Here is a 12115-nt window from a genome sequence, read left to right on the forward strand (position 1 = left end):
CCTTTTCTAGGTTGCGTGGACGGTTATTCGCCCACGGTGTCCGGCACTTCGTGAAGCAAAGCAGTCGATTGCGGATCGAGAAACAGGTGGCAGTCGGCATGCCGGCGCAAGATACCGGCCGGCACCATCGGCGAGATCGGCGCTTCGACCGTATCGCGCACCGCCTCGGCCTTGCGGCGGTCCGGCACCGCCAGCACGATCAGACCGCTTTTCATGATCTGGTTGACGGTCATGGAGATCGCCCTGTGCGGAACGTCTTCCAGCGTCGGAAACCAGCCTTCGTCGAACTGCTGACGGCGGCAGCGGTCGTCCAGCGTTACCAGGTGGAACGGCGCTGTCGTCTCGAAGTCCGCGGGCGGATCGTTGAAGGCGAGGTGGCCGTTCTCGCCGATGCCCGCGAAGGTCACATCGATGGGGTGGCGGGCAATCAACGCATTGATGCGCGCCACCTCGGCACCTGGATCCGGCACGTCCCCGTCGATGAAATGAAAAGCTCCGAGCGACGGCAGCAGCGCGGTGAAGCGCTCCTTGAGATAGCGCCGAAAACTGGCCGGATGCGTATCCGGCATGGCGACATATTCATCGAGGTGAAAGCCGGTGACGCGCGACCAGTCGATGTCATCCCGCTTCACCAGCGCGGCAAGTACCTCGAACTGGCTGGCGCCGGTGGCAACGACGATATTGGCCGCGCCGCGCGCCTCGATCGCGGCGCGGATCGACTGCGCCCCCAGTTCAGCGGCAGCGGCGCCCAGCAGCTTTTTGTCCGGTTTCACGTAAATTCGCATGATCACTCCGTGGTTGTAAGTCGATGGAGCCCCGTCTTGGCTCGCTGCGAGCGCGGGGCCTGGGTTGTCGCCCTGATGACGAATTCGGTGACGAGATTGATGCGCTTGTGAGCGAGCGGCTTGCCTTGCAGCATAGCGACGAGAAGCTCGACCGCCTGCCTGCCGGCCTCCGCGCAATGGGTTGCGATGGACGTCAGGGGCGGGAAAAGGGTCGGCGCCAGTATGCCGTCGCAGCCGATCACGCTGTAGTCGCCCGGCACCGACAGCCCGCGCGCGGCAAGCCCGGCCATGATGCCTTGCGCCATGACATCGTCGAATGCGAGTACGGCGGTCGCGCCCGTCAGGACGAGCTCATCGACGCAGGCCTGGCCGGCCTCGAAGCTTGGCCGCGAGGTCGGAACCCGTAGGATCTCGACCCCAAGCTCGGCGGCCCTCCTGGTCACGGTGCCGTAGCGCTGGCTGTTCGACCAGGAGAATGCCGGCCCGGCAACATAGGCGATCGATCTATGGCCCAGCGAAACCAGATGCTCCAGCGCTTGCCCATAGCTTGGCCCGCTATCGACCAGAAGCCGTACCGTGCCGGGAATGTCGCGGTTGACGAGGACGCAAGGCCGCTTCCGCGCATGTTCTAGGATCTGTTTCGTGTGCAGGCGCGAAGAGGCGATAATGAAACCTTCTACCTGCGCCGACAGCTTGGTCAGGAGAATGTCCTCCACTTCCGGCGTCTCGTCGGAATCGCCGATAAACGTCGCATAGCCACATTCGCGGGCCGTCGCCTGCCCTCCACGCATCAACGCCGCGAAGAACGGGTTGGTGATATCGGGCACGATCAGCGCGATGTTGCCTATCCGGCCGGTGCTTAGTGCGCGCGCGGCATGGTTGGGGACATAACCGAGCCGCGCGGCGACCGAGTGAACCCTCGCGACTGTCTCGCGACTGAGAAGCTCCGGCCGGCTGAAAGCACGCGAAACGGTAGCCGAAGAGACGTTGGCGGCGTCCGCCACCTCGCTCAGCGTCGGTGTTGAAGATGAATTGTTCCGCCTTCGGTCAGGCATGCGCGCCCCTGTGCAAGCGCTTGCATGAAAGCGCTTGCACGAAGTCGTGTCAAGGATTGATTGGCCTAGAACAGGTCGGATAGTCGGGCTGTCTCCCGAGGCAGTCCTCCACAGGCGGAAACCGACCTAATGCCAATCGACGTCAGGGATAGGGCAGGATCGGCGCAGGCGGACCGAGGGCCGCGCCGATCACGGTAGGCATTGCCGCGCCGTCAACCCTTCGACTGGAGCGCGTGGATCACGCCGCGCAGTTCCGCCAAACCGCGCAGGCGGCCTATCGCCGGATAACCCGGATTCACCTTCTTTGTGAGATCGTCCAGCATGCGGTGGCCGTGGTCGGAGCGGAAGACGATGGTGTCGTGCGGTTCCCGTTTGCCGTCTTCGGCCAACAATTCGCGCAGTACCGGAACCATGTCCACGTCGCCGTCCAGATGCGCCGCTTCATGGAAGGTGCGGCCATCGCCTTCGCGCTTGGTAGCCCGCAAATGCGCGAAGGGGATGCGCGGAGCGAAGTGCTTCGCCATCGCCGGAAGATTGTTGTCGGCGCGCACGCCAAGGCTTCCGGTGCAAAAGCACATGCCGACGGCCGGCGACGGAACTGCCTCGAAAAGCGCGTTGTAGTCAGCGGCGGTCGAGGCCACCCGCGGCAGACCGAAGAGTGATCGGGGCGGATCGTCCGGATGCAGCGCAAGCCGGACGCCGCTGCTCTCTGCAGCGGGCGCGATCGCCGCCAGGAATTCGGTGAGATGGTGGCGCAGCCGGGCGGCATCGATGCCCGCATAACGCTCCAGCCGGTCGCGAAATTGCGGGACGGTCAACGGCTCCGTGGTCGAGCCCGGCAGCGCACTGGCGATGTTGGCGACGAGGGTCGCGGCCTCCTCTTCGCTCATCGCCTCGAAGACAGCTTTCGCCCGCTCGCGGTCCTCCTTGGAATAATCGGCTTTGGCTCCCCTGCGCTGCAGGATGTGCAGGTCGAAAGCTGCGAACCGGTTCTGGTCGAAACGCATCGCGGTCGCGCCGCTTGGCAGTTCGTAGTCGAGATCGGTGCGGGTCCAGTCAACCAGCGGCATGAAATTGAAACAGATGATATGGATGCCGTTGGCCGCAACCGCTTCCATGCTGGCGATCCAGGCTTCGATCTCGGCTTTCGCGCCGCCGCCGTGACGCTTGACAGCGTCGGGGACCGGTATGCTTTCAACGACCGACCAGACAAGCGGCGAGCGGTTTGACGGCGTATCCTCGATCATCGCCTTGCGTGTCGCTACTTCCGCCTTGGTCCAGGCACGCCCGATCGGGACCTCGTGCAACGCCGATACGATATCGGTGGCGCCGGCCTGACGCACCGCATCGAGCGGAACCCCCGCATCCGGTCCAAACCATCTCCATGCCTCGCGCATTCGTCATTTCTCCAACTTATTTCAGGGCTGGTCGGCTCAAATAAACCAGTCGGGGTAGGCGTCGCGCAGTTGCTCGACATCGGGAATGACAGCGCCCAGATGGATTCGCATGGCCTTACAGGCAGCCTTCACGTCATGCGCCGCTATGGCGTTGCGGATGATCGCATGCTCGCCGATCACATGGTCCATGCGGCCGAGCGCGGGCAGCGTCATGCGCCGCGCCCGGTCGATCTGCACCTTGACCGGCTTCAGATAGTTCCAGATGCCGGAATAGTTGGCTATTCGGGCAATCGCCTCGTGAAAGGCCTCGTCGGCCTCGTGAAAGCCGTTCATGTCCTGTCGTTCGGCAAGGAACCGCTGCCGCGCCAATATGTCGTCGAGCTTTCCCACATCGTCGCCGTTTGCGCATTGCGCGGCCCTCTCGACCGTCGCGCCTTCCAGCGCCTTACGGATGACGACGGCTTCGGGAATGAGCGAGATCGGTATCGGCGCGACGAAGGTTCCCGACTGGGGATAGATATTGACCAGCCCGTCTTCGACCAGGCGAATCAACGCCTCGCGAACCGGCGTGCGGCTGACACCGAAACGCTCGGTCAGAACCTTTTCATTCAAGGCGTTGCCGGGCTTAAGCTGCATGGATACGATCGCCTCGTGCAGTTCGCGGTATACTGCGGACGCAGCGGTCGTACGCACGATGCCCGGCCGACGCATCTTCGTTCGAACGGGGACGGCGTCGCGGTCGGAACCCGCAAGGCCCGCATGCGCCTTTGCTGATGTCATTTCTCGATCCCCGATCTTCAATCAGTTGACATATTAATATATTATTCCTTACTGTTCGCCAATATCGGAACGCCGCTTCATCCCAAATTATGATCGCGCGCATTCAATCGCCCTTCCCTTCCGAACGCCGCTTCGCGGCTCGACCGCAAGGATTTTGCAATGCCGCTCCATCCCGACAGGCTTTTTTCGCCTGACCCTACCGTCCGCTCCATCGCCAGGCGCCTCTATGAAGGCGTGCGTGCCTTGCCGATCATCTCCCCGCACGGCCATACCGAGCCGGATTGGTATGCGTATGACCTGCCGTTCCCGGATCCGGCCACGCTGTTCGTCAAGCCCGACCACTATATTTTGCGCATGTTCTATTCCCAGGGAATGCGCATGGAAGATTTCGGCGTCCCGCGGCTGGATGGGGGCCCGATCGAAACCGATCCCCGCAAGATCTGGCGCCGCTTCGCCGAGAACTACGCCCTTTTCCGCGGCACGCCGACGCGGCTGTGGTTCGAGCATTCGCTGGCAACGGTCTTCGGAATCGAAGAGCGGCTCGGCGCGAAGAATGCCGACCTTCTTTATGATCGCATCGCCGAACAGCTCGAGCGGCCGGAGATGCGCCCGCGCGCGCTCTACAAGCGTTTCAACATCGAAGCCATCTCAACGACGGACGCCGCCACCGATGCGCTTGCCGCGCATGATGCGATCAAGGCTTCCGGATGGGACGGCCAGGTTGTGCCGGCCTACCGGCCAGACGCCGTCGTCGACCCTTCGCGCAAGGGTTTCCATGCCGAGGTGGAGCGGTTCCTGGCGTTGGCCGGAACGCCGGCCAGCTATCCCGGCTATCTTGAGGCGCACCGAATCCGCCGTGCCTATTTCAAGCAGCGCGGCGCGACGTCGACCGACCACGGCCATCCGAATGCCCGCACCGCCGACCTGTCTAAGGCGGAAGCGGCGGCCCTGTTCGACCGAGTGCTGAAGGCCGATGTCTCGCCCGAGGATGCCGACCTGTTCCGCGCGCAAATGCTGACCGAAATGGCGCGCATGAGCGTCGAGGACGGCCTGGTCATGCAAATCCATCCCGGCTCTTTCCGCAACCACAACCCGCAGATTTTCACCGAGTTCGGTTTCGACAAGGGCGCGGACATTCCCACCAGCACCGATTATGTGCACGACCTCAAGCCGCTCCTCGACGCGTTCGGCAACGACACGCGCCTGACATTGATCCTGTTCACACTGGACGAGACGGCCTACGGGCGCGAGCTCGCGCCGCTTGCCGGGCATTATCCGGCGCTGCGCCTCGGCCCCCCCTGGTGGTTTTTCGACAGCCCCGAAGGCATGTACCGGTTTCGCAAGCTTACCACGGAGACAGCCGGCTTCTATAACACGGTGGGCTTCAACGACGACACCCGTGCCTTCTGTTCGATCCCCGCGCGGCACGACATGGCGCGCCGCGTCGACTGCAATTTTCTCGCGGAATTGGTGGCTGACCACCGGCTCGACGAGGACGAGGCGCAGGAAGTGGCGCACGATCTCGCCTACCGCCTGGCCAAGAAAGCCTATAGGTTCTGACCATGGTGCAGCGGCTTTCCAATCGGACCGTGGGTGACTTGCCGGCCGGGATCGGGCGCACGGACCGCAGAGCTCAGCTCGGCTGCCGAACTGGCCGCCGTCTTCCTGTGGCTGAAGCAGGTCTTCGGCAACGATCTCTCGGCCAAACCCCCATTTCGCAAGGCTGTGGAACCTCATTGATCGATCTTTTGAACGACGGCGCCGCAGCCACCGTGCCACGATGGGCGCAGGGGTTCATGCACGGAGCAGAAAGCGGTTGTTTTTGAGGACTGGTAGATTAATATATCAAAATTGAAATCCTGCCCGGACAAGACAGGATCCCAGCGGAGGAGATGAAGATGGTCAAGATCACTCGGCGACAGGCGGTCGGCGGATTAGCCGGCATGGCGGCGCTTCCGGTCGCGCGCGCGTTTGCCCAGACCGCCAAGCTGCCGACCGCGCCCGTCACCATCAATATCGTCGATGTCGCCGGCAATCTGGCGCTGACCCAGAAGGCGATCGAGAATTACAAGACGGCCAAGCCGGAACTGATCTCGAACATCGTCTTCACCAAGGCGCCCGCCCCGGAGCTTCCGGGCAAGATCAAGGCGCAGCAGGCGGCGAACCGCGTCGATATCGACCTCGTGCTTACCGGAACGGATGCGCTGTCGGCGGGCCTCGAGATGGACCTGTGGGTCAAGCTGCTTCCCGACGATTCCGGTGCCTTGCCTAAGCTGGCCGATATCTATCAGGAGCCGGCAGCGCGTATGCAGACACTGGCCAAGGACCACGGCGTCGTCGTCACCTACTACCCGTCCGGGCCGCTGCTCGAATACATGCCCGACAAGGTCAAGACAGTGCCGACCACGGCGGAGGAGCTTCTGGCCTGGGCCAAGGAGAACCCGAACCGGTTCCTCTATGCGCGCCCGGCCAATTCCGGCCCCGGCCGCACCTTCCTGATGGGCCTTCCCTATCTGCTCGGCGACAGCGATCCGAAGGATCCGGTCAAGGGCTGGGACAAGACCTGGGCCTATCTCAAGGAATTGCACAAATACATCGAATATTACCCGACGGGCACGGGGGCGCTGATGAAGGAACTCGGCGAAGGCACGCGTGACATGACTGTGTCGACGACGGGCTGGGACATCAATCCGCGCGTTCTCGGCGTCGTACCGAAAGAAGCCAAGGTTGGGGCGCTGAAAGGCTTCCATTGGGTCGCCGACGCCCATTACATGTGCGTGCCGAAAGGGGTCAGCGACGAAAAACTGGCCGTGCTCAAGGACCTGATGGCATTCCTGCTGACGCCTAAACAGCAGGCCTATACCTATGACGAGGGCTATTTCTATCCGGGCCCGGCGGTCAAGAATGTCACCCTCGACATGGCGCCGCAGGAAAGCCAGGATGCGATCGCCGAATTCGGCCGCACCGAATATGCCGACCTGATCGCCAACAACCCGATCGAACTGCCGCTGGAGCCCGCTTCGATGGTCACGGCATTCCGAATCTGGGACGAACAGGTCGCCGCCGCCGCGAAATGACAAACCTTTGAGTTTCAGCGCATAATATGAACCGGGCATGCCGCACGGTTCGCCTAGAACAATGGGGCTACGAACGGATGCTGCTCGCCTCGTCGAAATTCGACGAACTCCGCCTCGATCATATGAGCCGAAAATTCGGCAGTATGAGCGCGCTGAGTGACGTTTCGCTGACCGTCCGCAAGGGGGAATTCATCGCTCTGCTCGGACCTTCGGGCTGCGGCAAGTCGACCGCACTGAACTGTATCGCCGGTCTGCTTTCCACCACGGGCGGCAGCATCTATCTGGACGACAAGCGCATCGACCAGCTCAAGCCGGAAGACCGCGGCTTCGGCATGGTGTTCCAGAACTATGCGCTGTTCCCGCACATGACCGTCAAAGCCAATATCGGCTTCGGCCTGAAGATGCGCGGCACGCCCAAGGCCGAGATCACGCAGCGCGTCGACGAAGCGCTGGGGCTGGTGCGGCTGGAAACGCAGGGCCACAAGCTGCCCGGTCAGCTGTCGGGCGGCCAGCAGCAGCGGGTGGCCATCGCCCGCGCCATCGTCATCGAGCCGCCGTTGGTGCTGATGGACGAGCCGCTCTCCAACCTCGACGCAAAATTGCGCATCGAGATGCGTGCGGAAATCCGGCGCATCCACAACCAGCTCGGGGCCACCACCCTTTATGTGACCCATGACCAGGACGAGGCCTTGTCGCTTGCCGACCGCATAGTTGTGCTGCGCGACGGCCAAATCCGGCAGGTTGGCGCTCCGCGGGACCTCTATGAGAGCCCGGATCATCTCGACGTCGCCGAATTCATGGGCTATCGCAACCGGCTAACCGGCAAGGTCACCCGGCGCGACGGCGACGTTGCCACGGTCGAAGTCGGCGGCGTCAGCCTTTCGGGCAGACTTCGCGACGATCTCGCGGTTGGCGCGCAAGCCGTGATCGCCGCCAGGCCGGACGATGTCACCGTGAGCGACAAGGGCATCGGGACGCTCGATGCGCAGGTTGAAACCATCGAGTATCGCGGCCGGGAATTCGTCGGCACGGCACGCACCGAGGGCGGCCTCGAGCTGATCTTCCATGCCAGCCAGGCCGCGTCGGTCGGGAACACGGTTTCGCTCTCGATCGATTCTGCCCACGCCCTGATCTACGCGGCCTGAGGACGGCGATGTCGACGCTCGATCATACGCCCCCTCCTTCCCTGCGCCAGCGGCTGGCCTTGCATGGGATCGACGGCGTCACCCTTCTGGTGCTTCCGGCCGCCTTGTTTACGCTGGCGATCTTCGTCTATCCCTTCGTCTACGGCCTGCTCCTGTCCTTCAAGCCGAAGGAAGGGGGACTCCTCGCCAACTACGAGCGTTTCTTCTCCGACCCGTTCCTCTACAACACCATTGCCACAACGTTGTGGCTGGCGGTGCCGGTCACCGTCATCAGCCTGGCGCTGGCGCTGCCCATCGCCTTTCGCGTTCGCCTGATGACGCACCAGCGTATGCTGACCACCATCCTCGTGCTGCCGGTAACGCTCGGCACGGTGCTGGTGGCGGAAGGCCTGCTCAACTATCTGGGACCACAGGGCTGGTTCAGCCGCACGCTGATGTTGTTCGGCGTCATCAGCAGTCCCGTGAAACTCACCAACAATTACTGGGGTGTTTTCGCGTCGCTGATCATCACCGGTTTCCCATTCACGTTCCTTTTGACGCTTTCCTATGTGACAGGCATCGATCCGGCACTGGAACAGGCAGCGGCGACCCACGGCGCGCGCTCCTGGCAGCGGTTCCGCTATGTGTTCCTGCCGCTGCTGATCCCCGGCCTGGCCATCGCCTTCCTGCTTTCGTTCGTACAGGCCTTCGCCGTCTTTCCGTCGGCGGTCCTGCTCGGCGCGCCGGCCGGGCCGACCCGCGTCATCTCGATTGCCGCCTACCAGGCCGCCTTCGAGCAATATGACTACTCGATGGCCTCGGCAATCGCGATGATCATGGCCGGTGTGCAGTTGGTCATCGTCGTCGCCATCCTGATGCTGCGCAACCTTTTCTATCGCGGCAGCACCGCGGGCGGAAAGGGCTGACATGATCCGCGACACAAGCATCGGCGCCAAGCTCTGGATCACCGCCATCTGGGTGGTGGTGGGTTTCTTCGTACTCAACCTCGCGGCGATGATTGCCACGGTCATCCTGTCGTCCTTCGGCACGCGCTGGCTGGGTACATGGATTCCCGCCGGCTTCACCACCCGCTGGTATTTCGCCGCCTGGGCGGAATTCCAGCTGCACGATATTCTGATCGTAACTTTCCAGATCGCCTTCACCGTGGTCGCGCTTTCAGGCCTGCTCGGCGTGACAGCGGCCTATGCGCTGGCGCGGCGCGATTTTCCCGGCAAGAAGCTGATCATGCTTCTGTTCCTGCTGCCGCTTCTGGTGCCGCCGATCACCTTCGGCATTCCGCTGGCCACCGTGCTCTACCAGTCGGGAGTCGGCGGCACGTTCTGGGGCGTGGTGCTGGCCAATCTCGTGCCGACGGTTCCTTTCGTCATCCTGGTGATGATCCCCTTCATCGAACAGATCGATCCCAAGATCGAGGCGGCCGCGCGCGTCTTCGGCGCCAACACGTTCCAGCTCTTTCTCCATGTTCTGCTGCCGATGCTGGTGCCGGGCATCTTGGCGGCGCTGCTGCTGGTGCTGGTGCGTACCATCGGCATGTTCGAACTGACCTTCCTGACAGCCGGTCCGACCAGCCAGACGCTCGTCGTGGCGCTGTATTATTCGGTTTTCGCCTCGGGCGTTCGCGCGGTGCAGTCGATCGATGCGATGGCGGTGGTGTATATGATAACGACGCTGGTCTGGCTGCTGATCGCACTGCGCTTCGTCAATCCGACGCAGATTGTCGCGCGGGCAAAGCAGCAGCCCGCCTCCGCCTGAAACAGGCTTTTCTTTCCGCCGCATGATGGCGGCGGAAAGCCACTCTCTGTCGGAATCCTGGAGCGTTCGAGATTCGAAGAAAGCGCTCTTATACCGGTTGGTTGCTGGCCGGATCCGCACGGATGAGGGCTGCGATCAGGCGCTGTGTCTGGAGCGCCTCCTCACCCGTCACGGCCGGATCGCGGCCTTGCGAAATCGCATCGGCGAAATCGTCAATCAGCGCACGGTGCGCGTCATGGGGGAAGTCCATGATGGCTGCGCCGCTGCCTGTCTTCCCCTCCGCCTCGACGCGCTCTTCGCGTCCGTCGAGCCAGTTGACGCTCAGCGCTCCTCCGGTCAGCGTGGCCGTGCCGAGCGAGCCGACAAGCTCCATGGTTTCAGGCGAGCCCGGATAGGCAGCCGTAGTGGCGAGCAGCGAGGCCGGTGAGCCGTTAGCGAGCCGCATCAGGGCGGTGACGTAATCCTCAGCCTCCATCTGGTGCAGGCCGGTCGTCCGCACCTGCGAAGCCACGACCTCGACCTCTCCCAGCAGAGAGCGGAAAAGGTCGATGGCGTGAATCGCCTGCGACAACAGCACGCCGCCCCCGTCCCGCGCGAAGCTGCCGCGGCCTCCGGTGTCGTAATAGGCCTGGGGCCGCCACCACGGAACCCTAAGGCTGGCCGCCTCGATCGTGCCGATGGCGCCGGAGGCCAGCACTTGGCGCAGCCGCAGGCTGGCCGGCCGGAAACGGTGCTGCAGGACGACGCCGAGGCGCAGGCCGGCCCCGCGGGCCAGCGTCACCAGCTTCTCGGCGCGCGCCAGCGTCGTTTCGAGCGGCTTTTCGACCAACACGTGCTTGCCGGCGGCAAGGGCCAACTCGGCCACCGCCAGATGCGCGTTGGCCGGCGTCAGCACCAGCACCGCCTGAACCTCGGGATCGGCAATCGCGGCCGCAATGTCGGTCGTCACGGGAAAGGAAAACTGGTCGGCAAAGGCCCCTGCCGTCGCCTGGCTGCGGCTGGCCGCCCACCTCACCTCGATCCTGTCGGCAAGATCGACGAGGCTCTTCGCATGCGGCAACGCCGCCGGACCCAAGCCGATCATGGCGACACATAGCCTGCTCATCGCGCGTTCCTTTCCAGCCTCGTCACGACGACCGCCGCCGCCTGCGCCTCGAGCGCCAGCCGGCAGACCGTGAAGACATGCTCCTGCGTCATCGCCGTTTCGGTACGGTCGCGCATATCGGCAAGCAGGCGTTCGAAATAGGATATCTTTTCGCCCGATGCATCGAAATGGCGCGTGCCCTGACCATCGACGAGAAATACGTGGTCCGTTCCGGGTTTGCCGGCTATGTCGACATATTTCCTAAGCTCGATCGTGCCCTTGGTGCCGAGCAGTATCAGCCGTCCATCCCCCCAGGTCGGCAGACCGTCGGCGGTGAACCAGTCGACGCGGATATAGCCGCTCGCTTTGTCTCCCCGCAGGAGGATGTCGCCGAAATCCTGGAATGCCGGAATGTCAGGAGCGCCAAAATGGCCGACCGCACTTGAAACGACATTCGCGTCGACGCAGCCAGTATAGAACAGGAACTGATCAATTTGGTGCGAGGCGATATCGACCAGGATGCCGCCGTAATTCACGGGATCGAAAAACCACGCCGGGCGTAGCGCACGGTTGAGCCGGTGCGGCCCCAAGCCCGTCACATGGATGACTTCGCCGATGGCGCCGTCCATCGCCAGTTGCGTCGCCAGCGTCGAGGCTCGGGTCAGGAGGCGCTCCGAAAAGCAGATCGAAAAGATGCGGCCCGTCTCGCGCACGGTCTGCCGCATAGCGGCAAGCTGCTCGAACGTGGTCAGGCCGGGCTTGTCGGCAAGCACGTCCTTGCCGTGCCGCATGGCCTCGACGGCAATGGCGGCCCGGTCGGAGGGGACAGCCGCGGTAACGACGAGGTCGACGGCGGGATCCTCGATTAGCCGCCGTTTTTCGACCGGCGCGATCCGTGGAAAACGCTCGGCGATGCCGGCGGCAACCTTGGGATCGGTCGTCGCGGAATCGTAACCGGCGCACTCGGCGCCGGCCTCCAGAAGCCCACCGATCAGGTCATAGACGTGACGATGATCGATGCCGATCACGGCAAATCGCAT

At 63.3% G+C, this 12115-nt stretch carries 11 protein-coding genes; 5 read left to right on the plus strand and 6 right to left on the minus strand.

Annotated elements, in window-relative coordinates:
- Nucleotides 1-23 precede the first annotated feature (23 nt).
- The 4 genes from LB551_RS22225 to LB551_RS22240 all read right to left on the minus strand — a co-directional run bounded on the left by LB551_RS22225 (nucleotide 24) and on the right by LB551_RS22240 (nucleotide 4017).
- Entirely contained in the window at nucleotides 24-785 is a 762-nt protein-coding gene (locus LB551_RS22225) for a glucosamine-6-phosphate deaminase (protein WP_224660484.1), read from the minus strand.
- A gap of 2 nt (nucleotides 786-787) precedes the next feature.
- A complete protein-coding gene (locus LB551_RS22230) occupies nucleotides 788-1840 on the minus strand; it encodes a LacI family DNA-binding transcriptional regulator (protein WP_224660485.1) in 1053 nt (350 codons plus the stop codon).
- A 212-nt stretch (nucleotides 1841-2052) separates the two neighbouring features.
- Nucleotides 2053-3237 (minus strand): mannonate dehydratase, encoded by a 1185-nt coding sequence (gene uxuA / locus LB551_RS22235; RefSeq protein WP_224660486.1) that lies wholly within the window; start codon nucleotides 3235-3237, stop codon nucleotides 2053-2055.
- Between the two features lie 36 nt (nucleotides 3238-3273).
- Nucleotides 3274-4017, minus strand: a complete 744-nt coding sequence (locus tag LB551_RS22240) for a GntR family transcriptional regulator (RefSeq protein ID WP_411970960.1) — start codon at nucleotides 4015-4017, stop codon at nucleotides 3274-3276.
- Between the two features lie 159 nt (nucleotides 4018-4176).
- On the opposite strand from LB551_RS22240, the gene uxaC reads away from it, so the two are divergent.
- From uxaC to LB551_RS22265, 5 genes are all read left to right on the plus strand, one after another.
- Nucleotides 4177-5577, plus strand: coding sequence for a glucuronate isomerase (uxaC, locus tag LB551_RS22245; RefSeq protein ID WP_224660487.1), 1401 nt, complete (start codon nucleotides 4177-4179; stop codon nucleotides 5575-5577).
- Between the two features lie 338 nt (nucleotides 5578-5915).
- Nucleotides 5916-7094, plus strand: a complete 1179-nt coding sequence (locus tag LB551_RS22250) for an extracellular solute-binding protein (RefSeq protein ID WP_140552805.1) — start codon at nucleotides 5916-5918, stop codon at nucleotides 7092-7094.
- A 77-nt stretch (nucleotides 7095-7171) separates the two neighbouring features.
- Complete coding sequence (locus LB551_RS22255) at nucleotides 7172-8239, plus strand: ABC transporter ATP-binding protein (RefSeq protein WP_224660488.1); 1068 nt, start codon at nucleotides 7172-7174, stop codon at nucleotides 8237-8239.
- 8 nt (nucleotides 8240-8247) lie between these two features.
- The gene (locus tag LB551_RS22260; protein WP_140552807.1) at nucleotides 8248-9144 is read left to right on the plus strand and encodes an ABC transporter permease; all 897 of its coding nucleotides are present in this window, start codon (nucleotides 8248-8250) and stop codon (nucleotides 9142-9144) included.
- A 1-nt stretch (nucleotide 9145) separates the two neighbouring features.
- Nucleotides 9146-9991 carry an ABC transporter permease gene (locus tag LB551_RS22265; RefSeq protein WP_224660489.1) on the plus strand — a complete coding sequence of 282 codons (846 nt, stop codon included), beginning with the start codon at nucleotides 9146-9148 and terminating at the stop codon, nucleotides 9989-9991.
- A gap of 88 nt (nucleotides 9992-10079) precedes the next feature.
- Here LB551_RS22265 and LB551_RS22270 read toward each other — a convergent pair whose 3' ends face one another.
- Together LB551_RS22270 and LB551_RS22275 are read right to left on the minus strand one after the other, a co-directional pair.
- On the minus strand, nucleotides 10080-11096 hold the full coding sequence (locus LB551_RS22270) for a Gfo/Idh/MocA family protein (RefSeq protein WP_224660490.1): 1017 nt from the start codon (nucleotides 11094-11096) through the stop codon (nucleotides 10080-10082).
- Nucleotides 11093-12115: a Gfo/Idh/MocA family protein gene (locus LB551_RS22275; RefSeq protein ID WP_224660491.1), complete on the minus strand. Its 1023-nt coding sequence runs from the start codon at nucleotides 12113-12115 to the stop codon at nucleotides 11093-11095. The genes LB551_RS22270 and LB551_RS22275 overlap by 4 nt, the downstream gene beginning before the upstream one ends.

This window comes from Mesorhizobium sp. BR1-1-2 (assembly GCF_020165435.1).
Lineage (GTDB): Bacteria > Pseudomonadota > Alphaproteobacteria > Rhizobiales > Rhizobiaceae > Mesorhizobium.

Coding starts and splice junctions, on each gene's coding strand:
- LB551_RS22265 (WP_224660489.1), top strand. CDS start 9,146: ATGATCCGCGACACAAGCATCGGCGCCAAGCTCTGGATCACCGCCATC.
- LB551_RS22250 (WP_140552805.1), top strand. CDS start 5,916: ATGGTCAAGATCACTCGGCGACAGGCGGTCGGCGGATTAGCCGGCATG.
- uxaC (WP_224660487.1), top strand. CDS start 4,177: ATGCCGCTCCATCCCGACAGGCTTTTTTCGCCTGACCCTACCGTCCGC.
- LB551_RS22225 (WP_224660484.1), bottom strand. CDS start 785: ATGCGAATTTACGTGAAACCGGACAAAAAGCTGCTGGGCGCCGCTGCC.
- uxuA (WP_224660486.1), bottom strand. CDS start 3,237: ATGCGCGAGGCATGGAGATGGTTTGGACCGGATGCGGGGGTTCCGCTC.
- LB551_RS22240 (WP_411970960.1), bottom strand. CDS start 4,017: ATGACATCAGCAAAGGCGCATGCGGGCCTTGCGGGTTCCGACCGCGAC.
- LB551_RS22230 (WP_224660485.1), bottom strand. CDS start 1,840: ATGCCTGACCGAAGGCGGAACAATTCATCTTCAACACCGACGCTGAGC.
- LB551_RS22260 (WP_140552807.1), top strand. CDS start 8,248: ATGTCGACGCTCGATCATACGCCCCCTCCTTCCCTGCGCCAGCGGCTG.
- LB551_RS22255 (WP_224660488.1), top strand. CDS start 7,172: ATGCTGCTCGCCTCGTCGAAATTCGACGAACTCCGCCTCGATCATATG.
- LB551_RS22275 (WP_224660491.1), bottom strand. CDS start 12,115: ATGCGATTTGCCGTGATCGGCATCGATCATCGTCACGTCTATGACCTG.
- LB551_RS22270 (WP_224660490.1), bottom strand. CDS start 11,096: ATGAGCAGGCTATGTGTCGCCATGATCGGCTTGGGTCCGGCGGCGTTG.